Source organism: Kitasatospora sp. NPDC085879 (genome assembly GCF_040686255.1).
Classification (GTDB): domain Bacteria; phylum Actinomycetota; class Actinomycetes; order Streptomycetales; family Streptomycetaceae; genus Kitasatospora.
In genome coordinates, this window is record NZ_JBFBJZ010000009.1 from 156162 (window position 1) to 179014 (window position 22853).

The following is a 22853-nucleotide window of genomic DNA, read 5'->3' on the forward strand; positions in this document are numbered from 1 at the left end:
GAGGTCTGGGGTCAGACGCCGAGGAGGCGCCAGACGGCGGCACGGCGGCGCGAGGTGTGCTCGCCGTCGGGGCCGTCGGAGGGCCTGAGGGCGGCCACCGCGGCGGCGGCCGCGTCGGCGTCCCGGAGCGGCCGGGCGGCGGTCAGCCCGGCGGCCTCCTCGGTGGTCAGGCCGGCCGCGGTGAGCGCGGCCCCTGCCTCGGCGGCGGGCAGCGCGTCGAACCAGCGCAGCGCGAGGGCGGCGCGGCCGGCCTCGGTGAGGCGGCCGGTGAGCCGGAGCCGGGCGAGGCCGCCGTCCGGGTAGACGTTGATCGTCACGTGGGTGACGGGGCGTCCGGTGTCGAGCCGGAATCGGTGCCGGGTGTCGGGCTGCAGCCGGGTGCGGGCCAGCAGCGGGAACCAGCCCGCGGTGTCGGTGGCGGGGTCGCCGCCGGCGGAGGCGTCGTAGCCCGCCAGGTCGGCCCAGCCGGGGGCGTTGGCGACGAAGTGGGTGGTGTCCACCTCGGCGGCCAGGACCTCGCCGCCCCCGGCCAGGGCGATCCGGACCCAGTCGTTGGCCTTGTCGCGCCGACGCCGGGTCTCCCAGCCCTCGCCCATGACGGTGGCGCGGCCGGGAGCGTTCAGGTTGTGCGGGGAGGAGAAGTAGCGGTCCGAGGCGGCCTCGGCGACGCCGCCGGTCTCCTGCGCGGCGAGGTCGAAGGTGAGGCCGTCGAGCTCGCGCGGGTCGGGCAGCACCTCGCCGTGGACGCGCAGCCGGGCGACGCCGCCGTCCGGCCAGATGTTCAGGCGGACGTGCGTCCAGCGGGTGGCGTTGTCGACGGCGAACTCGTGGGCGGTGTCGCCCTGCAGCGGCGTGCGGGGCACCAGGTCGGTCCACTCGGCGGCCTCGACCTCGGCGGGCGAGGGGTGGCCGGGTACGGACGCGGCCTGGACGGAGGCGCTCTCCGGGTAGTTGCCGGTGAAGTGCGCGGTGTCCACGACCACGCCGCGGACCAGGCCGGCCGCGCCGAGCCGGACGATCGCCCAGTCGTGGTCCTCGTCGGTGGGGTGCGGCTGGTCGGCGGAGGCGCCGCGGCGGCGGCGGGACTCCCAGCCGTCCATGATCTGGCCCTTGTGGCCGAAGGTGTGCGGGCGGAACTCGGCGGGCCTGGCGACCAGCAGGTTCTCGGCGTCGGCGAAGGTGTCCTCGTTGGTGGCGACCACGCCCGCGCCCAGCCGGCGGGAGGCCAGGTCGACCAGCTCGGTGAAGGGCGCGGCCGCGGTCTTCTCGGTGCTCAACTCGACTCTCCTCAAGGACGGGTGATCTGACGGCCGAACGGCGCGCCGGCGGTGTCGACCACCCGGCCGCGGAGCCAGGTGGTGCGCACCGCGCCGGTGAGCGTGCGGCCGGCGTACGGGGTGACGGGGTTGCGGTGGTGCAGTTCCTCGGCGTGCACCGCGAAGTCGGCGTCCGGGTCGAAGGCGACCAGGTCGGCGTCGTGGCCGGGGGCGATGGCCCCCTTGGTGCCGATGAGGCCGACCAGTGCGGCCGGGCCGGCGGCCATCCAGCGGACGACGTCGGCGAGGGTGTGGCCGCGGCGCCGGGCCTCGGTCCAGATCGCGGGCAGGCCTAGCTGCAGGGAGGCGATGCCGCCCCAGGCCGCGGCGAAGTCGCCGCTGCCGCCGTACCGCTGAAGGAGTTTCAGGTCCGGGGTCGACGGCGAGTGGTCGGAGACCACGGCGGCGAACTCGCCGGCCGCGAGCGCCGCCCACAGGGCGTCCCGGTTGGACTCGGAGCGGATCGGCGGGCAGCACTTGAAGGCGGTGTCGCCGTCCGGCACCTCCTCCGCGGTGAGGGTGAGGTAGTGCGGGCAGGTCTCGGCGGTCACCTGCACGCCGTCCTCCCGGGCCCGGCGCAGCAGCGGCAGCACGGCGGCCGATGAGACGTGCAGGATGTGCACCCGGGTGCCGGTGCGGCGGGCGGTGTCGAGCAGCCGGGCCACCGCGGCGGCCTCGGCGTCGTCCGGCCGGGAGGCCAGGAAGTCGCGGTAGTGCACGCCGGGATGCTGCGGGGCGGCGTCCAGGACGGCCGGGTCCTCGGCGTGGATGATGGCGAGCGCGCCGAGCCGGGCCTGCTCGGCGAGCGCCGACTCCAGCTCCTCCGGGGTGCCCAGGTGCGGGAACTCGTCCACGCCGGACGGGGCGAGGAAGCTCTTGAAGCCGAAGACGCCGGCCTCGTGCAGCGCCGCCAGATCGCCGGTGTTGCCGGGCACCGCGCCGCCCCAGAAGCCGAGGTCGACCCAGGCCTGGCCCTCGGCGGTCTTCCGCTTGGCCTCCAGCCCGGCGAGCGTGGTGGTCGGCGGGACGGAGTTCAGCGGCATGTCGACGATCGTGGTGACGCCGCCGGCCGCGGCCGCCCGGGTGGCGGTGGCGAAGCCCTCCCACTCGGTGCGGCCGGGCTCGTTGACGTGCACGTGGGTGTCGACCAGGCCGGGCAACAGGGCGGTGTCGCCGAGGTCGGTGAGCAGGCGGTCCCCCGCGAGCAGCGAGCCGTGCGCGGCGATCTGGGCGATCCGCCCGTCCTGGACGAGGACGTCGGCCGGGCGCTCGCCGTCCGGCAGGACGACCCGGCGGGAGCGGATCACCGCCGGGGCGGCCGGCCTGTCGCTGAGGGGCATCGGGACCTCCGAAACGAGGGTACGAGTGGGGAGTGCCGAAGGCGCGCACGGGAGTTGGGGCGGCGGTTCGGGCCCGGACGGCTGCGAGTGCTCGGAGCCTAGGCCCGCCTTCAACAAAACGTCAATGTAGGAACCTATGAGGGAACAGGGTCTTAACGCCCCAGCAATTGGGCGGCCAGCCGCTCCCCCGCGGTCTCGGCCAGCTCGCCGGCCCTGGTCATGCTCTCGCCCGGCCGTTCGGCCAGATCGGTGAGGGCCACGGCCGCGGCGAAGCCCGCCGCCCGCCACTCGGGTTCGGACAGTTCCAGCCGTCCGGCCACGGCAGCCACCCGAACCCCCGCCCGGGTGGCTGCCGCGGCGACGCCGGCGGGGGCCTTGCCGTGGAGCGTCTGCGCGTCCAGGCATCCCTCACCGGTGACGACGAGGCGCGCCCCACGCACAGCCTCGTCGAAGCCCAGGAGATCGAGGAGGAGCTCGATCCCGGGCCGCATGGTGGCGCCGAGCAGGGCCAGGGCGGCGAAGCCGACCCCTCCTGCCGCCCCGGCGCCGGGGGCGTCGCGGACGTCCCGCCCGGTGACGGTGCGGACGGCGTCCGCCCACCGGGTCAGTCCTTCCTCCAGGACCACCAGGTCGTCGCCGTCCGCGCCCTTCTGCGGGCCGTACACGGCGGTGGCGCCGCGCGGCCCGAGCAGCGGGTTGTCGACGTCGCAGGCGACCACCACGTCCACCCCGGCGAGCAGGTCCGCGAGCGGGCCGAGGTCGATCCGGGCGAGGCGGCGCAGGGCCGCGCCGCCGGGCGGCAGTTCGGTGTCGTCCGCGTCGTACAGGCCGACGCCGAGCGCCTGGACCATGCCGGCGCCGCCGTCGGTGCAGGCGCTGCCGCCGAGGCCGAGCACGATCCGCGAGACGCCGAGCGAGACCGCCCGGGAGATCAGCTGGCCCACCCCGTAGGAGCCGGCCGCGAGCGGCGCGGTCCGCCCGCCGGGGAGCCGGGCCAGGCCGGAGGCCTGCGCAAGCTCGACCACGGCGGTGTCGCCGCGGACGGCGATCGCCGCGTCCACCGGCAGGCCGGTCGGCCCGGCCACCTTGACGGCGACCCGCTCGAAGCCGGCCGCCAGCGCGGCGGCCAGGGTGCCCTCGCCGCCGTCGGCGACGGGGAGCTCGCGCACCTCGGTGCCGGGGGCGGCGCGGCGGACGCCGGCGGCGATCCGCGCGGCGACCTCGGCGCCCTCCAGGGAGCCCTTGAACTTGTCGGGCGCGACGACCACATGACCCTGAGCGGGGGTGGCGGGCATGGTGGTGGCCTTTCTTCGGAAACGTCTACGTACTGGCACTACCCAGGAGCGCGGGGCACTGCGCGGTGTTGCTCGCGCGAGTGCCGGTGGTGGGCCCCCTTCTCGCCGTCCTCTCGTCCCGCTTCCGACGTTCGAGAGGCTCCCCTCGGCAGAGAAGGGGGCCGGGGCGGCGCGCGTGGGCACGACCGAAGTGCCTCCGGGAGGGTTGCGCGCCGCCGGTCTGGGACGACCGGCAGTGGGCGGGCAGGGCCGCGGCCCGCTGCCGGTCGGGTACAGCCTCCTGGCGGCGCGGGCACGACCGGACAGGTACACGCCGCCAGGAGGAGTCGGGGGTGCGCCCGGTCAGACCGTCCGGCCGGAGAGGCGCTCGACGCCGCGCAGCAGGGCGGAGTGGTCGAGCGAGCCGTCACCGTTGGCGCGGGCGGAGGCGACCAGCTGGGCGACCACGGCACCGACCGGCAGGGCGGCGCCGACCGCGCGGGCGGCGTCGGTGACGATGCCCATGTCCTTGTGGTGCAGGTCGATCCGGAAGCCGGGGGCGAACTCGCGGTTCAGCATGTTCGCCTTCTTGCGGTTGAGCACGGTGGAGCCGGCCAGGCCGCCGCCGAGCACGTCCAGCGCGGCCTGCAGGTCGACGCCCGCGTTCTCCAGGAAGACCACGGCCTCGGCGAGCACCTGGATGTTGACGGCCACGATGAGCTGGTTGGCGGCCTTGACGGTCTGGCCGGCGCCGGCCGGGCCGACGTGGACGACCGTGGTGCCGAGGGCGTCGAACAGCGGCTTGGCCTCGGCGAAGTCCTCCGCCGCGCCGCCGACCATGATCGACAGAACGGCCTCGATCGCGCCGGCCTCGCCGCCGGAGACCGGGGCGTCCAGGGCGCGGACGCCCTTCTCCCTGGCCGCGGCCTCGACCTTGATCGAGGTCTGCGGGGTGATCGAGGACATGTCGATCAGGAGGGTGCCGGGCTGGGCGTTCTCCAGCACGCCGCCCTCGCCGAGGACGGCCTGCTCGACGTGCGGGTCGGCCGGGACCATGGTGATGACGACCTCGGCGTCCTTCACCGCGTCGGCGATGCTGGTGGCACCGTGGCCGCCCGCGGCGACCAGGGCGTCGATCTGCGGCTGGGTCAGGTTGTACCCGGTGACGTGGTGGCCGGCCTTGACCAGGTTGGCGGCCATCGGGCTGCCCATGATGCCGAGGCCGATGAAGGCGATCTTGCGGCTCATCGCGTCGTGTTCCTTACGTTGGGGAGTGCGGGGAGGGGGTGGCTCACTTGGCGCGCAGGTCGCGCGGGAGCCACGCGAAGCTGTCGGCGCTGACGCCGGTGGAGGGCTTGTACTCCAGGCCGATCCGGCCGCGGTAGCCGGCGGCGGTCAGGCGGGCGAAGAGGTCCTCGAAGTCGAGCTCGCCGGTGCCGGGCTCGTTGCGGGCCGGCACGTCGGCGATCTGCACGTGGCCGATCCGGTCGGCGTACTTCTCGATCACGGCGGCGAGGTCCTCGCCGTTCTTCGCGAGGTGGTAGAGGTCGCAGAGGAACCTGGCGTTGTCGAGGCCGGTGGCCGCGTTGACCTTGTCCACCACCTCGATCGCCGCCTCGGCGGTGAGCAGGGCGTAGTCCGGGGACTCGACCCGGTTGAGGGTCTCGATCAGCAGGATCGCGCCGACGGAGTGCGCGGCCCGGGCGGCGATCACCAGGTTCTCCAGCGCCAGGGCGTCCTGCTCGGCGGGGTCGACGCCCGTCGCCCGGTTGCCGTAGAGGGCGTTCAGCGCCTTGGTGCCGAGGGACTCGGCGAGGGCGGCGGCCACCGGCACGTTGGCCCGGAAGCGCTCGCTCTCGGCGGGCGCCGAGGCGGTGCCGCGGGCGCCCTTGACGAGGTCGTCGAGGAAGTTGAGGCCGGTGAGCCGCACGCCCGCGTCGGTGAAGGCCTTGCGGAGTGCGTCCAGCTCGGCCTGGGACGGGTCGTGGTTCTCGCCGAAGGGCCACCAGAGCTCGGCGGCGGTGAAGCCGGCCGCGGCTGCGGCGGCCGGGCGCTCCAGCAGCGGGAGCTCGTTGAACAGGATCGACAGGTTGACCGTGTAGCTGTGCGCGGCGGCGGCAGTCACGTGCTCACCTTCCCTCTCTTCCGTTCCCGACTTCCACGATCCGGAAGGGGGATTCTGTCTGGTGGAAGCTTCTCCGAGGACCTTCCGGCCGTCAAGGCCGCCGCAACAATTTGTTGAAGTGGCCGAACGCCGCCGGTCACACCGCCCGCGGCCTGTCCGATCACCCAGCCGCCCCGCGCACCCGTGCGCCCGTCCGGCCCTTGCGCGGGCCGTCTAGAGTGAGCGCGTGCGATTGATGGTGGAGTTCACGACAGAACCGTTCGAGCTGGACAGCTTCCCGGACCACGCCAAGGCTGCCCGCCGGGTCGTGGACGAAGCCGGCCTCGAGGTCTCGGTCGGGCCCTTCGGCACCAGCGCCGAGGGCGAGGCCGAGCAGACCCTGACCGCGGTCACGCGCCTGCTGCGCGAGACCCTGGAGGCCGGGGCCACCCGGATCTCCGTCCAGATCAGCGTGCTCGGCGACGAGCCGTCCCCGGAAGGAGTGGGTACGCCGTGAGCAATGCCCTGGAACACCCGCTCACCGCGGCGATAAAGCCGCTGCTGGACGCGGTGGGCGCCACCGCGGTCGAGCCGGCCGAGGCCCGACCGGACGACGTCGTCCTCGAGTGGGACGGCCGGGCGGCGCTGGCCGTCCGGCTGCCGCACCTCAGCAGCGCGCTCGACCGGCTGCTGGCCGAGATGGCCCGCCAGTTCGACGGGCGCCCGCTGACCGAGCTGGACCGGGCCGAGAAGCAGCAGGTGGTGGCCCTGTTGGAGGAGCGCGGGGCGTTCACCGTCCGGCACGGGGTGGAGACGGTGGCCTCGGCGCTCGGCGTCAGCCGCTTCACCGTCTACAACTACCTGAACCGGCAGGAAGGCTCCCGCAAGGGCTGACGCCGCCCGAGCCGAGTCTTCCCCCGCGGCCGGGCCCGGGCCCATTGGCGGATCCCACACGACATCCCCCGGCAACACGGCCCGCCGCGAAACGTAACCACCAACCGTTCAACAAAGTGTTGACGGTCTGCGGTGGTGGATCTAGCTTGTGCGAGTGGCACCACTCTTCAGGAGGTCCACCCGTGACCAACGAATCCACCGCCGCGGACACCAGGGCGCTTGAGACCCTGGCGGCAGCCCCGGCCGCCGAGCTGCGGGAGACACTGCTGGAGGTCTGCTCCAGCCCCCGCTGGGCCGAGGCGGTCGCGGCCGCCCGGCCGTGGCCGGACCGCACCGCGCTGCTCGACGCCAACGCCGCCGCGATGGCCGCCCTCACCGCCGGGGACCTCGCCGACGCGATGGCCGGCCACGCCCGGATCGGCACGCCGAAGGCCGGCGACGCCACCTCCGAACGCGAGCAGGCCGGCATCCGGGGAGCCGACACCGCGCTCCTCGACGACCTGCACGAGGCCAACGCCGCCTACGAGGCGAAGTTCGGCCACGTGTTCCTGATCTGCGCGACCGGCCGGACGGCCGCCACCATGCTCGCCTCGCTGCGCGAGCGCTTCCCCAACGACGCCGCCACCGAGCGCGAGATCGTCCGCGGTGAGCTGCGCAAGATCAACGACATCCGCATCAACCGGCTGCTCGACGGGTCCTAGACTCCGGCGGCCGGTCAATTCCTGCCATCAGTAAGGTCTTTCAACCCATGACTGGCATCTCCACGCACGTGCTCGACACCAGCCTCGGCCGCCCGGCCGAAGGCGTCCCGGTCGAGCTGGCACTGCACACCGAGGGTGGCTGGAAGGTGCTCGGCACCTCCGCCACGGACTCCGACGGCCGGGCCAAGGACCTGCCGGCCGTGGAGGCGGGCTCGGTCGTCCGGCTGCTCTTCGACACCACCGCGTACTACGCGGCCCGGAACGAGGCGGCGCCGTTCTTCCCCGAGGTATCGATCGTCTTCACGGTCGCGCCCGCGCAGCACCACTACCACGTGCCGCTGCTGCTCAACCCGTTCGGCTACTCGGTCTACCGCGGAAGCTAGTAGACCGACCTGGAAGCTTAGGAGCCATGCCATGGCCCATGTGCTCGGTCAGAACCAGTACGGCAAGGCGGAGAACCGCATCGTGCGGGTCTACCGCGACTCCACCCGGCACGAGATCAAGGACCTGAACGTCTCGGTCTCCCTGCAGGGCGAGTTCGAGGACGTCCACCTCACCGGCTCCAACGCCAACTGCCTGCCCACCGACACGACGAAGAACACCGTCTACGCCTTCGCCAAGGAGTACGGCATCGAGTCGGCGGAGGCCTTCGGCATCACGCTGGCCCGCCACTTCGTCGAGAACACCGAGCGCGGCGTGGTGCACAGCGCCCGCATCCGGATCGAGGAGTACACCTGGGACCGGATCCGGACCCCGGACAGCTCGGCCCGCTTCATCGGCTCCGAGGAGGTCGGCCACTCCTTCGTCCGCAACGGCCAGGAGGTACGCACCTCCGAGATCGTCTTCGACGGCGAGTCCGTGCAGGTGATCTCCGGCCTCAAGGACCTGATCGTGATGAACACGACCAACTCGGAGTTCTGGGGCTACATCAAGGACAGGTACACCACCCTCCAGGAGGCCTACGACCGCATCCTGGCCACCCAGGTGACGGCCCGCTGGAAGTACGGCTACACCGGCCGCGACGACGAGCCCCAGCCGAACTGGAACCGCTCGTACAACCACGTGAAGCGCCACATGCTGGAGGCGTTCGCCGAGACGTACTCGTACTCGCTGCAGCAGACCCTGCACGCGATGGGCACCCGGGTGCTCAACAACCGCTCCGAGGTGGACGAGGTCCGCCTGGAGCTCCCCAACAAGCACCACTTCCTCGTCGACCTGGAGCCCTTCGGCCTCAAGAACGAGAACGAGGTGTACTACGCCGCCGACCGGATGTACGGCCTGATCGAGGGCACTGTGCACCGCGAGGGCGTCGTCCCGGTCATACCCGTCGCCTGACCGGGCCGCCACCCGCCCGCCACGGGCCGGACGGCGGTCGCCGCGGGGCCCCTGTGCCTCCCCGCGGCGGCCCGCACCCCGCCGGCCGGCCCGCCCCACCCTCAGCCCTCGCCCCTAGGAGTTCACGCCATGGCAGTCCAGCCCCCACCCGCCGACCGGCGGATCGTGATCGAGAACGTCGCCGTCGCGACGGTGGACGCAAACGACACCGAGTACGCCCGCGGCCACGTGGTGATCCTCGGCAACCGGATCGAGTCGGTCGGCGAGGGCCCCGCCCCGCAGTGGCTGGACAACGTGGTGCGTCGCATCAACGGCGAGGGCCACCTGGTCACCCCGGGCCTGGTCAACACCCACCACCACTTCTACCAGTGGATCACCCGCGGCCTCGCCCAGGACAGCATCCTCTTCGACTGGCTGGTCGCCCTCTACCCGACCTGGGCCCGGATCGACGAGAAGCTGGTGCACGCCGCCACCCAGGGCTCGGCCGCCGCACTGCTCAAGTCCGGCTGCACCACCGCCTCCGACCACCACTACGTCTTCCCGCAGGGCGGCGGCGACGTGCTCGGCGCCTCCATCGAGGGCGTCCAGGAGCTCGGCCTGCGCTTCACCGCGCTGCGCGGCTCGATGGACCGCAGCAAGAAGGACGGCGGCCTGCCGCCGGACCACGCGGTGGAGCGGACCGAGGACATCCTGATCGCCTCCGAGGAGGCCGTCGACCGCTGGCACGACGCCTCGTTCGGCTCCATGCTGCACGTGGCGCTCGCGCCCTGCTCGCCCTTCTCGGTCTCCACCGAACTCCTCAAGGAGTCGGCCGAGTTGGCCCGCCGTAAGGGCGTGCGCCTGCACACGCACGGCTCCGAGACGGCCGAGGAGGAGCAGTTCTGCAAGGAGCTGTTCGGCATGGGCCCGACCGACTACTTCGAGTCCACCGGCTGGCTCGGCGAGGACGTGTGGATGGCGCACTGCGTCCACATGAACGACTCCGACATCGCCAAGTTCGCCGAGACCGGCACCGGTGTCGCGCACTGCCCGTCCTCCAACGCCCGTCTGGCGGCCGGCATCGCCCGCGTCCCGGACATGCTGAAGGCCGGCGTGCCGGTGGGCCTCGGCGTGGACGGCACCGCCTCCAACGAGTCCGGCGAGCTCGGCACCGAGCTGCGCAACGCCCTGCTGATCAACCGCCTGCACGGCCGCCCGGACGCGCTGACCGCCCGTCAGGCGCTTCGTCTGGGCACCATGGGCGGCGCCCGGGTGCTCGGCCGGCAGAACGAGATCGGCTCCGTCGAGGCGGGCAAGCTGGCCGACCTGGCGCTCTGGAAGGTCGACGGCATCATGCACTCCTCGATCGCCGACCCGGTGGCCGCGCTCACCATGGGCGCCCTACCGCCGCTGGCGGTGCTTTTCGTCAACGGCAACGCGGTGGTCGAGAAGGGCGTGCTGACCACGGTCGACGAGGACCGGATCGCGCTGGCCTGCGCCCGCGCCGCCAAGGAGCTCGCCTCCCGCGTCTGACCCTCCCCCGGACTCCGGGCCGTACCAGGGACGGTACGCCACCCGGACTCCGTGGCACCGGCCCCCACGGGCCGACGGCCGTACGGAGCACAGCCCCCGGACCCACGGCGAGGGTCCGGGGGCTGCGGCACGCCCGAATGTGATGGACCTGACATCGGCGACCCGGCGTCCTTGTCCTCCGGAAAGACACTGCTAAGGTGCTCGGACGCCCACGCCATGTGGGCTCCGTCCCGGGACCGCCGAGTCCCGTCCGCCCGGTGACGGCAACGCGAGATGCGACACGGACGGGAGCGGGGGAACCAGGTAAGTCGCCCTGGCCCCGCTTTGCATGCTCGCGGGACGGCCAGGGCTTGGGGTGAAGCCGCCCTCCCGGCGGCCGGGCCACCTGACGGCCCGAATCCGACAGCTCACCTCGCAGGCGTCGTCGAGGAACAACTCCATGCCTGTTTCCGCCATTGCCCTCAAGGTGGGCGCGGTCGCCGGGCTCGGCCTGCTGGCCGTCCCCTTCCTGGGTAGCGCCGAGGCCGCCAGCGTGCCCGAGGTGACCCAGGACCGGCTCACGCCGGTCGCCATGGCCGCGGACACCGCGGCAGCCGCCTCCCTCTCCGTCCACTCCTCCGCCTGCTTCACCGCCCGGAAGATCGGCGTCGCCGTCCGCGACGCCGCCGGGAACCGGCTGGACTTCCCCGGTTCCGCCCGCAACCTGCGGATATGCCCCGACGGGGTCACCGTCACGACCGGCACCCGTACCCTGCCGTCCGGCACCTACACCGCCTTCGGCACCTGGCAGGACGCCGACCGGCGCTGGCACGACCTCCCGGCGCAGACGCTGAACGTCCGCAGCACCGGCACCCCGGCACCGGCCCCGAGCCCGACCACGGCCCCGGTCGCGCCGAGCGCCTCCCCCACGGCGACACCCTCCACCACGGCCTCCGCGACCCCGTCCGCGCCGGCGCCGAGCCTCTCCGCCTCCCCGTCGGCGAGCTCCTCCCCCACCTCGACGGCCGGTGCGCCGACCTGGTCGGACGACTTCGACGGCGTGAACGTGCCGCTCGGCAGCTGGACGGGCTGCTCGAACGGCTCGACCATCGCCACCAGTCACTGCTCCGGGCTGCCGGCCGCGGTGGACAGCAAGTGGTGGGCCTACCCGGACGGCTGGAAGGACACCAGCAAGAACGGCACCTACTCGCCGTCGAAGACGATGTCCATCGCCAACGGCCAGATGAACCTCCACCTCAACCGGGACGCCTCCGGCACCTGGGTCTCCGCACCGGTGCCCAAGCTCCCGGCCGCCGCCGGGGCGAGCGGCGTCCAGTACGGGCGCTTCGAGGTGACCTGGAAGGCGACCTCGGCCGCCGGCTACAAGATGGCGTGGCTGCTCTGGCCGGACGACGGCATCTGGCCGCAGCACGGCGAGATCGACTTCCCCGAGGGCGATCTGAACGGCTCGATCGGCGCCTTCATGCACCGCGCCGACGCCACCTCCGGCAGCGACCAGGACGCGTACTCCACCGGCGTCGCGACGGCCGGCGCCTGGCACACCTCGGCGGTCGACTGGCAGAAGGACAGCCTGACCTTCTACCTGGACGGCAAGGTGATCGGGCGCTCCACCGCGCGCATCCCCGCCAACACGATGCACTGGGTGCTGCAGTCCGAGACGGCCCTCAACGGCACCGTGCCCGCCACGGGCTCCTCGGCGGACATCGCCATCGACTCGGTCAAGTTCTGGAAGGCGAGCTGACCTTCCGCGTCCGCCCGACCGGCGCCCTCCCCGGGGCGCCGGTCAGGCGGTGCGGCCGAGCGTGGCGAGGTAGCCGCGCCAGCCGCCGTGGGCGGTGATCTCCCGGTGCACACCGCGCTCCCGCTCGCCCCGGCGCAGCACCATGGACAGGCACGGCGTGCCGTCCTCCAGGCCGATCACACCGAGCTCCAACTCCGGCGGCTCGCCCGGCAGGACGGCGTCCCGCAGGTGCTCCAGCGGCAGGTCGTAGAGCTCGCCCTCGATCACCCCGCTGCCGCCCGGGTCGGGCAGCAGGCCGGGGCAGACGTCCCGGACGGAGAAGAAGCGGTAGCCGGGCGCGGTACGCACCGGCCCGAGCAGGTAGGACGCGACCAGCGGGTGGAAGGGGCCTCCGGTCATCGCCTGACCGTTGAAGAAGATGAGTGCCATGGGGGGAAGTGCCTCCGAAAACGGCCGTTCCGTACGGCCCCCGGCGCCTCGCTGGGCGGCGGCCGTACGGAACGGTGAAATGCGGTCGGCGAGTTCGACGACCTGTCGGGCGTCGGACCGGCCGGCGGGCGGATAGGTTGGGGTCAGTCGAGCAGCGGCAGCGCGGGCAGGGTGAGGAAGTCGACGAACTCCTCGGCCAGCGAGACCTGTTCGAAGAGCCTGGCGGCCTCCGTCCAGCGCCCACCGGCGTAGGCGGCCTCGCCCAGTTCGGTGCGCAGTTCGGCGAGCTCCTCGGCCACGAGCCGGCGGACGAGCTCCGCGGTGGCCTTCTCGCCGGTGTCGGCGAGGACGACGCCGTTGTTGATCCACTGCCAGATCTGCGAGCGGGAGATCTCGGCGGTGGCGGCGTCCTCCATCATGTTGAAGATGCCGACCGCGCCGTGGCCGCGCAGCCAGGCCTCGATGTAGCGGATGCCGACCTGGACGGCGTTGTGCAGGCCCGCACGGGTGCAGGTGCCGCCGGCGCCGGCGATGTCGAGCAGCTGGTCGGCGGTGACGGGCTCGGCGGAGCCGGGCGCGGACTTCTGGTTCGGGCGGTCGCCGAGCACCGCGTCGAAGCTGGCCCGGGCGACCGGCACGAGGTCCGGGTGGGCGACCCAGGAGCCGTCGAAGCCGCCGGCCGCCTCGCGGTCCTTGTCCGCCTTGACCTTCTCCAGGGCGGCCGCGTTGACCTCCGGGTCCTTGCGGGAGGGGATGAACGCGGCCATGCCGCCGATCGCGTGGGCGCCGCGGCGGTGGCAGGTCTGCACCAGCAGGCGGGTGTAGGCGGCCATGAACGGCGAGGCCATCGTGACGGTGTTGCGGTCCGGCAGGATGTAGTGCTCGCCGGCGTCGCGGAAGTTCTTCACGATGGAGAAGAGGTAGTCCCAGCGGCCGGCGTTGAGCCCGGCGGCGTGGTCGCGCAGCTCGTGGAGGATCTCCTCCATCTCGAAGGCCGCGGTGATGGTCTCGATCAGCACGGTGGCGCGGATCGTGCCGTACGGGATGCCGAGTTCGGCCTGGGCGTGGGTGAAGACGTCGTTCCACAGCCGCGCCTCGAGGTGGCTCTCGGTCTTCGGCAGGTAGAAGTAGGGCCCGGAGTTCGGGTCCTCGGCGCCGCGGGCGATCAGCCGGGCGGCGTTGTGGAAGAAGTAGAGGCCGAAGTCGAGCAGGCCGCCGGCGACGGGGGTGCCGTCGACCAGCAGGTGGGTCTCGTCGAGGTGCCAGCCACGCGGGCGGACGACCACGGTGGCGAGTTCGGCGGCGGGCTTCAGGGTGTAGGCCTTGCCCGCGGACGAGGTGAAGTCGATCCGGCCCTCGAAGGCGTCGATCAGGTTGACCTGGCCGGAGACGACGTTCTCCCAGGTGGGCGAGGTGGCGTCCTCGAAGTCGGCGAGCCAGACCTTCGCGCCGGAGTTGAGCGCGTTGATCACCATCTTGCGGTCGGTCGGGCCGGTGATCTCGACCCGGCGGTCCTGGAGGGCGCGCGGGGCCTCGGCGACCTGCCAGTCGCCGGCGCGGACGTCGGCGGTCTCGGGCAGGAAGTCGAGGGTGCCGGTCGCCGCGATCTCGGCGCGGCGGGTCTTCCGTCGGGCGAGGAGTTCCTGGCGGCGGCCTTCGAATGCGCGGTGGAGCCCGACCACGAAGGCGACGGCCTCCGGCGTGAGCACCTCCTCGGCGCGGGCGACGCGGGGACCGGCGACCGTGACGACCGGGGCGGCGGAGGATGCGCCTGGGGGTACCCCCGGCCGGAGGCTGGGGGCGGATCCCTGATCTGCAGCCATGGGCAGGACACTCCTTGGACGGTTGAGCCAACACTGGGGGTTCCGATGGGAACTCCCGAGATCCGGACCCCCCTACGGGCGGGTTCCGTTCTGTACAGTGGAGCCTAGTTTCCGCGATACAGAATTTCAACGGTTTGTTGATGTGATCGGCGGGACTCTACTCCTCCCCCGCGAGCGAAGGGAACACCGGTGGCCAGCACCCCCGCCGCAGACCGGACAGGCACCGACCGCGCCGGCGGCGTGCAGTCCGTCGAACGCGCCTTCGTGCTCCTGGAGGCGCTGGCCGACGCCGGCGGCACGGCCGCGCTCAGCGAACTGTCCGCCAGCTCGGGCCTGCCGATGCCGACGATCCACCGACTGATCCGTACCCTCGTCCAGCAGGGATATGTCCGACAGGACACGGCCCGTCGGTACACACTCGGTCCGCGGCTGATCCGGCTCGGCGAGACGGCCGGCCGACTGCTGGGCAGTTGGGCCCGCCCGTACCTCACGGAGCTGATGGAGGCCACCGGCGAAACGGCGAACCTCGCCGTGCTGGAGGGCGGCGAGGTGGTGTACGTCGGCCAGGTGCAGTCCCGGCGCTCGATGCGGATGTTCACCGAGGTCGGCCGACGGGTGCAGCCGCACTGCACCGGAGTCGGCAAGGCACTGCTGGCCCAACTGCCCGAGGAGGAGGCCCGGGCGATCCTCGGCACCCGGCCGCTGCCGGCGCACACCGCGTACACCCACACCGACCCGGCGGAGCTGCTGCGACACCTGGCGGCGGCCCGCGAGAGCGGGTACGTGGTCGACGACCAGGAGCAGGAGATCGGGGTCCGCTGCATCGCCGTCGCGGTGCCCGGGGCGCCGACGCCCACCGCGCTCTCGGTGTCCGGGCCCGAGGCCCGGATCAGGGCGCTGGAGACGCAGGACGGCGAGGCCGCGCTGGTGCCGGTGATGCGGCAGATCGCCACCCGGCTCGGCCAGGTGCTGGCGCCCTGAGGAGACGCCAGCACCCGTGGCCGAAAGGGGGGTTCAGTGCAGACTGAGCTCACCGGTCTGGATCACCACCACCTCGTGCACGGTGAGTTCCGGCTCGGTGCCGACCAGCCGGAAGATCCGCGGCGCGGCCGGCCTCTCCGGCGCGTTGCGGACCGCCTCCAGGGCAGCCATGTCGCGCCACAGGCTCTGCACGCGCCAGTGACCGGCCGGGCCGCGAAGCAGCTCGGTGCGAACGAGCCCCTCCGGCAGCGGGCCCGCCACCAGCTCGCGGTACAGGGCCACCAACTCGGCTTCCCGCTCCGGCGCGACGACCGCGCCGACCTCGCTCAGAACCAGTTCGGTCATGGCACTCACCTCCGGATCTCCAACGTACGCCGAGTGCCGCCGGCGCGCGCAGCCGCCGAACGGGGGTTCTCCACCGCCCACTTGACGTGTCCGCGCGGTCACTCTGGGCGATCACCCGGTATCGGCGGCCCACCTCAGCGGTAGACCCGCACGTAGTCCGCGGCGGCGGTGATCGGCTCGGCACCGTCGGGGCCCGGGTGGCACTTCCCGGCGACCACGGAGAGGTTGAGGATCAGGTCGGCGGACCAGCGCTGGCCCACCCCGCGGCCGTCCGACCAGACGCGCTCGCCGTTGACGTACCAGTCGACCGAGTTGGCGCCGTAGCGGGGCCGACGGTCACCCACTTCCCCGGCGCGACGGCGTCCGGGTCGGTGTAGTACTTGGCGCCCCGGCGCACGTGGTTGGTGAGTTCCAGCAGGTGCGGATTGTCCGGGTGGTACTCGAAGCCGTCCACCTCGCTGTCGCCGTTGCTCCAGGTCCACAGCGCGGGCCAGGCGCCCGCGCCCTCCGGGAGTTGGATCCTGGTCTCGACGTAGTCGCCGGCGTGCACCCGGAAGCCCTCGTCGGAGCCCTCGGCGGTGAGCAGACCGGCGCCCCAGGCGTATCGGCCGTTCTCCAGCCTCCGGTCGGAGGGGGTGGCGGTGAGGACGGCGGCGCCGTCCGCGGTCGTGACGGCCCCGGGGTCGAGCCGGTCGAGCTTGTTGTCGTCCGGGTTGTGGTCGCCGTAGCGGTAGGCGCTGCTGCGGTCGCCGACCCACTTCGAGCCCCAGGCTATCGAGCCGTCGAACTCGTCGGACCAGACCAACGAGCCCCCGGGGACCGGGCTGTCGGGGTCGTCCGGGGTGGGCGTCGGCCCGGGCGGGGTCGGCCCGCCGGAGGCCGGCGCGACGGTGAGGGCCTGCTGGGCGAGGTCGTGCCAGGCGTTGCCGTAGTCCTGCCAGTAGCCGAAGACGGTGTACGAGCCGGCCGGCAGGGACCTGGCGCCGGTGGTGATCGTGACACCGCCCGGGCAGATCCGGACATTGCCTGCGGCGCCGGGGAAGGCCAGGATGCGACCGGCCTCGTCGCGCACGGCGACGCCGACCGTCCGCGCGGTGATGCAGACCAGGGAGTGCACGGTGAGCTTCGCGCTCGCGGCGATCCCCTCGGTCATCTCGGTGAGGGCGGGCCTGTCCTGGGTGACGAGCCGGACGGCCTCCGCACGGCCGGCGACCGGCAGTGCGAGCAGCACCGCCGCGGCCGCCGCCGCGCCGAGGCGCGCCGGCCTGATGGCAAAACGCATGTCGGTGCCCTTGAAGACGCCCACGAGGAGGCCGAGTTCGGATTTCGGGCAGGGCCGAGCCACCGCGTCGCACGGCACGGCCGCAGGTCGACGCACAATCGATGCAGGAGCGTCGACACACCGAAACAGCTCCCCCGTTCCCGTCCGAATTCTGCACGAGAGGGTGCTCGCGGCAGGTTGGACGGGAATCGGCGCACCGGCCGCGAGGTCCGCAGGAGGCGGAGCATCGCGAGCAGAATAAGCAAACGGTTCGGAGCCGGACCACCGCTGACTGATCACCATCCGTCAATCAGTGAAGAATTGTGGAATCTTTCAAACGTTTCGTCAACTCTACGATGAACCAAGGGAGTTGGGCGATTTTGACGGCCATTCGAGTGCAATCTCCGACCATCCGGAACCGGCTCCTGGCGCCACGCCGAGCAGTCGAGAGGTCTAGACCTATATCCGGTCGGCGACACGCCGGGGACCGCCACCGACCCCGCATCCTTCGACTGTTCGCCAGTTTCCTTTCAGGGATAGTCATTTACGCGCGATACCGCGCCCGACTCGAAGGGCGGCCCTGCGGCGATGGCCCACCCCCTCCGGCGATTCGCCCACGGAGCACCTGCTCGACGATCCACCTCGCCTGTTCGGCACGCGGATCGGAAGGGGCGGAAACGGATCCCGTCCGGACCGGCGACGGGCCCCGAATCGGCCACGGTGTGCTCCCATCGGCGGAGGAACCTCCCGGGGCACGACGGGGGTGCGACGTGTCCCCGATCGCAGTCGGCCGGACATGGTGGGGAACGATCACGGCGTCCGCTAGGTTGAACGGGTGCGGCCGCCCGGGCCGCAGCCACCCGCCGAGATTCCGAGGAAACGTCCGAGATGACCGCGCCTCTGCCGGGTTTCGCCGGCCACACCTATCTGTTCCAGGTCGACAACGGCGCCGCCTTCCGCAACTCGTACGCCGCCGACGGCAAGCGGCTGCGCTGGGAGGGCCTCGGCGAGTCGGCCGGCCAGTTCGAGGACGTGTCGTTGCACGTCGCCCAGGTCGGCGAGCAGCTCTGGTTCGTGAGCTGGACGGAGCAGAGCGGCATCACCGTCAGCCATGTGATGGACCTCGCCGCGCTCACCGTCCGGGTCTTCTGGACGTACGAGGGCGAGGGCGGCCGGGTCGGCGAGCTGCACACCGGCACCCTGGAGCAGCTGAGCTGAGCGCCGGGCCGGGGCCGGTCGGGCCCCGGCCTCACCTGACGGCCGTCAGGCGCCGGCTGTCAGGTGCTGGGAGAGCCACTCGAGCGAGGGCGGCAGCAGCTGCGACCAGGTGCGGAAGTTGTGGCCGCCCTGCGGGACCCATGCCTCGTTGGCGGTCATCGGCGCCTTCACCGCCTTCTGGAAGGCCTCGGTGCTCGGCTTGTAACTGCCGTCGCCGGCCTGCGGCCCGGCCAGCAGCACCGAGATCTTCGGCTGCGGCAGATTGGTGAGACGCCACAACAGGTCGGCCTCGTTGCGCCGCTGCTGGCTGCCCTTGAAGAGGTCGCCGGTGGTCGCGTCCTCCGCCGCCTTGTAGTACCCCGACAGCGCGACCGCGGTGGGGAAGACCTCGGGGTGGCGCATGGCCATCTTCAGTGCGCAGTACCCGCCGGTGGAGTTGCCGACCACGCCCCAGGCGGCGGGGGCGGCGGACACCCGGTAGCTGGCCGCGACCACCCCGGGCACGTCCTTGGTGAAGTAGGTCTCGGACTGCGCCCCGCCCGGGATGTCCTCGCACTCGGTGTCGGCCGGCATGGCCGGCGAGGGCCGCATCAGCACCAGCACGGTCGGCTGCATCTTGCCGGTCTGCATCAACTGGAGCGCGGCCGAGGGGTAGTTCAGCCGGGTGACGAGGTTCTTGGCGTCGCCGGGGAAGCCGGTCATCACGACCGCCGCCGGGAAGTGCCGGTGGGCGTGGGCCGGCTGGAAGTACTGCGGGGGCAGGTACACGTACGCGTCGGTGCTCAGACCGGAGTGCGCGCCGGTGATCCGCACCGCCTGGATCTCGCCGCTCTGCTCGGGGCCGCCGGTGCCACCCTGCACCGGCTCCTTGCCCAGCACCTGCGCCTTGACCACCTGCACCGCGGCCGGCCGGCCCTCGACCGAGGCCTGGACGCTGACCGGGCCCGGGTCGCCGGTGCCGAGCAGGTCGTCCCAGGTGCTGTAGAAGGCGAAGTAGTTGTTGGCCGCCAGCCCGATCGCGCAGAGGACGGCGAGCTGGGTGGTCAGCAGGGCGCCGATCCGGCCGAGCACCGCCTGCCAGGTCGGCCTGGCGAGCCGCGGCCACCAGAGCACCGTCGCCGCCAGCAGCAGGATCGCGACACCTGTCGCGATCGCCAAGACCGTACTGCTGGTCAGCCCCATGCTTCCGCCACTCCCCGAGATTCCTGCGTGCGCCACGGCACGGCCCCGCCCCGCGCCAGCGGGGTGGCCCCCCGGTGAACGCACGCCGAACAGGGTGCTTCCGGTTCCACCGGGGGTCGGTCGGTTCCGGCGGGCCGTCCCGGGCCCGCCGCCGCCGACCGACAAGTATGCACGTCCGCGCGGCCGACACGGTGCACGGGACGGGTGGCGGTGACTCAGGTCACCCCGCCGGGTAACACGGCGGTCCGGAGCTGACGGGCGGCCGGTTCGGCCTGGCGGGCCGTCAACGCGAACGGACGGCCGCGACGACGGACGCGGGCGCGGCGGGTCCTCGGCGCGGCCGGTCCTCGGCGCAGCGGGTCCTCAGCGCAGCGGTACGACCGCCACCGGGCAGTAGGCGTGGTGCAGCACCGCGTGCACCGCCGTGCCGAGCCGCAGCCCGAAGTGCGGCGCAGGCTGCCGGCGGGAGACGACGAGCAGCGCGGCCTGCCGGGAGGCCTCGACCAGGGTGCCGGCGGTGGCGCCGCCGACCTGCCGGGTCTCGAAGAAGACGTCCGGGAACTCCTCACGGACAGGGTCGCAGGTGCGGTGCACCAGCTGCTGGTGCAGCCGGGCCTCCTCGCCGAGCTCGTCCACCATCGGCGCCATGTGGCCGACGTCGGCGACCACCGGCGACCAGGTGTGCAGGGCCCGCACGGGGAGCCCGGTGAGCTCCCCGGTGCGCAGTGCGAACCGCAGCGTCCCGGCGTCCCGCTCGTCGCGGACGGCGACCAGCACGTGGTTGCCGACCTCCTCGGTGCCGCGGACGACCACCACCGGGCAGACCGAGTGGGCGGCGACCCGCAGGCTCACCGAGCCGAGCAGCAGGGAGGCGAAGCCGCCGTGGCCGCGGGTGCCGACCACCGCCAGTTCGGCGTGCTCGGCGGCGGTGAGCACGGCCTCGGCGGCGTCCCGGGGGACGACGTCCCCGGTGACGCGCAGCGCCGGGTGCGAGGCGCGGATCTTGCCCAGCGAGTCGTCGAGGGTGGCTTCGGCGTCCTGCAGGATGAGGTCGGTGACGGCCGAGCTGGTGCGCGGCGAGAGGGTCACCGTGCCGGTGTTGACCGCGTGCACCAGGTGGAGCGGGCAGTCGCGGCGGGCGGCCTCGCGGGCGGCCCATTCGGCGGCGGCCGCGGCGTGCGCGGAGCCGTCGACGCCGACGACCACGCCTGCGGGGGATCTGCTGTTCATGGTCGGCTCCCGGGGTGCGCCGCCGCCCCGTCCCGCGCGAACGGGCCGCGGGGGGCGGACGGTCCTCACATCTCCCAGGATGCTCCTCCGCCGCCGCCCCGGCGCGCGGCCCGGTCACCAGGCGAAGGCGGCCGCCGGGTTGTCGGTGAGGACGAGGGCGGCGAGGTCGGCGCCGAGCCGGGGGCGGAGCCGGTGCAGCAGGTAGGGCATGCCGGGGTTGCCGCGGGCGGTGGCGGTGGTGGTGTCGCCGCCGAGCAGCAGGCGGTGGGCGTGGCCGGCGTCGGCGAGGGCGTGCAGGCAGTCCAGTAGGCGGTGGTCGGTGGGGTGGTTGGCGCGGGAGGGGCCGTCGAAGGCGAGGTAGGCGCCGGAGGCGGCGAGTTCGCGGTGCAGGCCGAGGTCGGGGAAGCGGTTGAGGTGGCCGAGCAGGACGCGGTGCGGCGGGACGCCGAGGCGGTCGCAGAGCAGCTCCAGGACGTCCTGGGCGCCGGTGCCGAGTTCGTGGTGGACGGCGATCGGGGCGCCGGTGGCGTGGTGGGCCTCGGCGGCGGCGGTCATCGTCCACCGGGCGTGGGCGTCGAGGCCGTGGTAGCCGCCGGCGACCTTGATCAGTCCGGCGCGGTCGCCGAGTTCGGCGGTGAAGAGGGCGGCCGGGTCGAGCCTGCGCAGCGCGTCGGGGTCGTCGTAGTGGGCGGCCTGGTGCAGTCCGGTGGCGGCGACCAGGTGGAGCCCCGTGGTCTCGGAGAGTTCGACGAGGTCGTCGATCCGGCGGCCGAGTCCGTGGGGCGTCCACTGGACGACGGCGCCGCCGCCGAGGGCGGCGAAGGCGCGCAACTCCTCCTCGGCGGCGGCCGGGTCGTCGAGTTCCTGCCCGGGCAGCAGGGCACTGCGCAGGAAGAGGTGGTCGTGGGCGTTGGTGACGCCGAGCCGCTCGGGCGGGACGGGGCCGAGCACGGTGTGCACGGCCGGGGTGCGGTCCGCGGCCATCTCAGGCCTCCTTGGCCAGCAGGTCGAGCTCGGGGCGGGAGAGGTGGAGGACGTGGTACGCGGTGCGGTGGCCCTCGGCGGGGGCCTGCGGCGGGGTGCCGCTCCAGAGGGCGAAGTGGACGAGTTCCCAGCGGGCCGGGTCGAGGGCGACGGCGGCGGTGTGCAGGCCGGGGGTGTCGCCGAGGCCGGCGAGCGCGCGGGCGGTCTCCACGCCGGGGTCGGCGCCGGACGGCAGGGTCCGAGTGGTGCGGGTGGCGGTGGCGGGCACGGTGTCGGCGGCGGGCCCGGTGCGGAAGCCCGCGCCGATCCAGTGCCGGACCTCGGGGCGGCCGAAGTCGGCGCTCAGTCCACGGAAGCCGGGGCCGGTGAGGAAGGCGGCCATGCCCTCGGCGGTGCGCCACAGGTAGAAGGGGGCGTAGGCGTTGACCGGGGAGCCGAGGGTGCCGCGTTCGCGGACCAGGTAGGCCTTGAGGCCGAGGCCGGGGAGGGCGTCGGTGGCGTGGCTCCGGGTCGCGACCCGGTGGTGGATGATCCCCATGTCGTAGTCGGCGGGCAGGGTGATCTCGTACTGCATGGCCTGCACGGGTGCTCCCTAGTCGGTGTGCAGCAGCGCGAGTGCGCCGCGGACGGCCTGGTGGAAGGGTTCGGGGTCGTCGGCGGCGCGGGCGAGGACGTAGCCGCCCTGGACGACGGCGACGATCGCGGCGGCGGTGTCGTCGGGGTCGGTGGCGGGGGCGAGGTCGCCGGCGGCGACGCCCTCGGCGATCACCTCGGCGATCCGGCCGCGCAGCCAGCTGAAGGTCTCCTCGACGGGGGCGCGCAGCCGCGGGTCGGCGACGACCTCCGGGTCCTGCGCCATGCGGCCGATCCGGCAGCCTCGGAGGACCTCGCGTTCGCGTTCCAGGTAGGCCGCGATCCGGTCGTAGGCCGTGCCGGGGGTGGCGAGGCGCTCCTCGGCGAGGGCCCGCAGCTGCTCGGCGCTGCGGGCCAGCGCGACCGCGGCGAGGTCGGGCTTGCCGGCGAAGTGGTGGTACATGCTGCCCTGCCCGGCGCCGGCGCGCTCCTGGATGGCGCGCGGGCTGGTGCCGACGTAGCCGCGCTCCCAGAGGAGCTCCTGGGTGCTCTCTATCAGGCGGTCCTGGGTGCTCATGAGGCGACTGTACATACCGGTAGGTACAGCCTC

Annotated in this window: 24 protein-coding genes and 1 riboswitch; of the genes, 9 read left to right on the forward strand and 15 right to left on the reverse strand. The window is 73.2% G+C overall.

What is annotated here, in order from left to right; all coding sequences use genetic code 11:
• Positions 1 to 11 precede the first annotated feature (11 nt).
• The 5 genes from alc to AB0P35_RS10035 all read right to left on the reverse strand — a co-directional run bounded on the left by alc (position 12) and on the right by AB0P35_RS10035 (position 6055).
• Positions 12 to 1277 (reverse strand): allantoicase, encoded by a 1266-nt coding sequence (alc, locus tag AB0P35_RS10015; protein ID WP_095872210.1) that lies wholly within the window; start codon positions 1275 to 1277, stop codon positions 12 to 14.
• Between the two features lie 11 nt (positions 1278 to 1288).
• Positions 1289 to 2656: an allantoinase AllB gene (gene allB, locus AB0P35_RS10020; RefSeq protein WP_363508898.1), complete on the reverse strand. Its 1368-nt coding sequence runs from the start codon at positions 2654 to 2656 to the stop codon at positions 1289 to 1291.
• Positions 2657 to 2808: 152 nt separating this feature from the next.
• A complete protein-coding gene (locus AB0P35_RS10025; protein WP_095872212.1) occupies positions 2809 to 3951 on the reverse strand; it encodes a glycerate kinase in 1143 nt (380 codons plus the stop codon).
• Between the two features lie 342 nt (positions 3952 to 4293).
• A complete protein-coding gene (locus AB0P35_RS10030; protein WP_095872213.1) occupies positions 4294 to 5178 on the reverse strand; it encodes a 2-hydroxy-3-oxopropionate reductase in 885 nt (294 codons plus the stop codon).
• Positions 5179 to 5221: 43 nt separating this feature from the next.
• Complete coding sequence (locus tag AB0P35_RS10035; RefSeq protein WP_363508902.1) at positions 5222 to 6055, reverse strand: TIM barrel protein; 834 nt, start codon at positions 6053 to 6055, stop codon at positions 5222 to 5224.
• 226 nt (positions 6056 to 6281) lie between these two features.
• Between AB0P35_RS10035 and AB0P35_RS10040 the strand changes: the two genes are divergently transcribed.
• The 7 genes from AB0P35_RS10040 to AB0P35_RS10070 all read left to right on the forward strand — a co-directional run bounded on the left by AB0P35_RS10040 (position 6282) and on the right by AB0P35_RS10070 (position 12217).
• Positions 6282 to 6551, forward strand: a complete 270-nt coding sequence (locus AB0P35_RS10040) for a thiamine-binding protein (RefSeq protein WP_095872215.1) — start codon at positions 6282 to 6284, stop codon at positions 6549 to 6551.
• Positions 6548 to 6928: a helix-turn-helix domain-containing protein gene (locus AB0P35_RS10045; RefSeq protein WP_095872216.1), complete on the forward strand. Its 381-nt coding sequence runs from the start codon at positions 6548 to 6550 to the stop codon at positions 6926 to 6928. The genes AB0P35_RS10040 and AB0P35_RS10045 overlap by 4 nt, the downstream gene beginning before the upstream one ends.
• A gap of 182 nt (positions 6929 to 7110) precedes the next feature.
• Positions 7111 to 7629 carry a 2-oxo-4-hydroxy-4-carboxy-5-ureidoimidazoline decarboxylase gene (gene uraD / locus AB0P35_RS10050; RefSeq protein ID WP_363508907.1) on the forward strand — a complete coding sequence of 173 codons (519 nt, stop codon included), beginning with the start codon at positions 7111 to 7113 and terminating at the stop codon, positions 7627 to 7629.
• Positions 7630 to 7676: 47 nt separating this feature from the next.
• Positions 7677 to 8012 carry a hydroxyisourate hydrolase gene (gene uraH / locus AB0P35_RS10055; protein WP_095872218.1) on the forward strand — a complete coding sequence of 112 codons (336 nt, stop codon included), beginning with the start codon at positions 7677 to 7679 and terminating at the stop codon, positions 8010 to 8012.
• 31 nt (positions 8013 to 8043) lie between these two features.
• Positions 8044 to 8964: a factor-independent urate hydroxylase gene (gene pucL, locus AB0P35_RS10060; protein ID WP_095872219.1), complete on the forward strand. Its 921-nt coding sequence runs from the start codon at positions 8044 to 8046 to the stop codon at positions 8962 to 8964.
• Positions 8965 to 9093: 129 nt separating this feature from the next.
• Positions 9094 to 10476 carry an 8-oxoguanine deaminase gene (locus AB0P35_RS10065; RefSeq protein WP_363508912.1) on the forward strand — a complete coding sequence of 461 codons (1383 nt, stop codon included), beginning with the start codon at positions 9094 to 9096 and terminating at the stop codon, positions 10474 to 10476.
• A gap of 257 nt (positions 10477 to 10733) precedes the next feature.
• A riboswitch (cyclic di-AMP (ydaO/yuaA leader) is annotated at positions 10734 to 10912 on the forward strand.
• A 3-nt stretch (positions 10913 to 10915) separates the two neighbouring features.
• On the forward strand, positions 10916 to 12217 hold the full coding sequence (locus AB0P35_RS10070) for a glycoside hydrolase family 16 protein (protein WP_363508915.1): 1302 nt from the start codon (positions 10916 to 10918) through the stop codon (positions 12215 to 12217).
• A gap of 42 nt (positions 12218 to 12259) precedes the next feature.
• Here the strand turns inward: AB0P35_RS10070 and AB0P35_RS10075 are convergent, their stop codons facing one another.
• Together AB0P35_RS10075 and aceB are read right to left on the reverse strand one after the other, a co-directional pair.
• Positions 12260 to 12646: a gamma-glutamylcyclotransferase gene (locus AB0P35_RS10075; protein ID WP_363508918.1), complete on the reverse strand. Its 387-nt coding sequence runs from the start codon at positions 12644 to 12646 to the stop codon at positions 12260 to 12262.
• 143 nt (positions 12647 to 12789) lie between these two features.
• The gene (aceB, locus tag AB0P35_RS10080; RefSeq protein WP_363508921.1) at positions 12790 to 14469 is read right to left on the reverse strand and encodes a malate synthase A; all 1680 of its coding nucleotides are present in this window, start codon (positions 14467 to 14469) and stop codon (positions 12790 to 12792) included.
• Between the two features lie 189 nt (positions 14470 to 14658).
• On the opposite strand from aceB, the gene AB0P35_RS10085 reads away from it, so the two are divergent.
• Positions 14659 to 15450, forward strand: a complete 792-nt coding sequence (locus AB0P35_RS10085) for an IclR family transcriptional regulator (RefSeq protein WP_363508924.1) — start codon at positions 14659 to 14661, stop codon at positions 15448 to 15450.
• Between the two features lie 33 nt (positions 15451 to 15483).
• On the opposite strand, the gene AB0P35_RS10090 is transcribed toward AB0P35_RS10085, so the two are convergent.
• The 3 genes from AB0P35_RS10090 to AB0P35_RS10100 form a co-directional block, all read right to left on the reverse strand.
• Positions 15484 to 15795, reverse strand: a complete 312-nt coding sequence (locus AB0P35_RS10090; protein ID WP_363508927.1) for an antibiotic biosynthesis monooxygenase — start codon at positions 15793 to 15795, stop codon at positions 15484 to 15486.
• A 134-nt stretch (positions 15796 to 15929) separates the two neighbouring features.
• Positions 15930 to 16055 carry a hypothetical protein gene (locus AB0P35_RS10095; protein WP_363508930.1) on the reverse strand — a complete coding sequence of 42 codons (126 nt, stop codon included), beginning with the start codon at positions 16053 to 16055 and terminating at the stop codon, positions 15930 to 15932.
• Complete coding sequence (locus tag AB0P35_RS10100; RefSeq protein WP_363508933.1) at positions 16028 to 17077, reverse strand: hypothetical protein; 1050 nt, start codon at positions 17075 to 17077, stop codon at positions 16028 to 16030. Before AB0P35_RS10100 ends, AB0P35_RS10095 begins: the two co-directional genes overlap by 28 nt.
• An 867-nt stretch (positions 17078 to 17944) precedes the next feature.
• Between AB0P35_RS10100 and AB0P35_RS10105 the strand changes: the two genes are divergently transcribed.
• Positions 17945 to 18274, forward strand: coding sequence for a hypothetical protein (locus AB0P35_RS10105; RefSeq protein WP_095872226.1), 330 nt, complete (start codon positions 17945 to 17947; stop codon positions 18272 to 18274).
• Positions 18275 to 18319: 45 nt separating this feature from the next.
• Here the strand turns inward: AB0P35_RS10105 and AB0P35_RS10110 are convergent, their stop codons facing one another.
• The 5 genes from AB0P35_RS10110 to AB0P35_RS10130 form a co-directional block, all read right to left on the reverse strand.
• A complete protein-coding gene (locus AB0P35_RS10110) occupies positions 18320 to 19456 on the reverse strand; it encodes an alpha/beta hydrolase-fold protein (protein ID WP_363508936.1) in 1137 nt (378 codons plus the stop codon).
• A gap of 363 nt (positions 19457 to 19819) precedes the next feature.
• Positions 19820 to 20686, reverse strand: coding sequence for a universal stress protein (locus tag AB0P35_RS10115; RefSeq protein WP_363508939.1), 867 nt, complete (start codon positions 20684 to 20686; stop codon positions 19820 to 19822).
• A 114-nt stretch (positions 20687 to 20800) separates the two neighbouring features.
• Complete coding sequence (locus AB0P35_RS10120) at positions 20801 to 21670, reverse strand: phosphotriesterase (protein ID WP_363508942.1); 870 nt, start codon at positions 21668 to 21670, stop codon at positions 20801 to 20803.
• Between the two features lies 1 nt (position 21671).
• Positions 21672 to 22253, reverse strand: coding sequence for a DUF4865 family protein (locus tag AB0P35_RS10125; RefSeq protein ID WP_363508945.1), 582 nt, complete (start codon positions 22251 to 22253; stop codon positions 21672 to 21674).
• A 9-nt stretch (positions 22254 to 22262) separates the two neighbouring features.
• Positions 22263 to 22835 carry a TetR/AcrR family transcriptional regulator gene (locus AB0P35_RS10130; RefSeq protein ID WP_363508948.1) on the reverse strand — a complete coding sequence of 191 codons (573 nt, stop codon included), beginning with the start codon at positions 22833 to 22835 and terminating at the stop codon, positions 22263 to 22265.
• Positions 22836 to 22853: the final 18 nt, after the last annotated feature.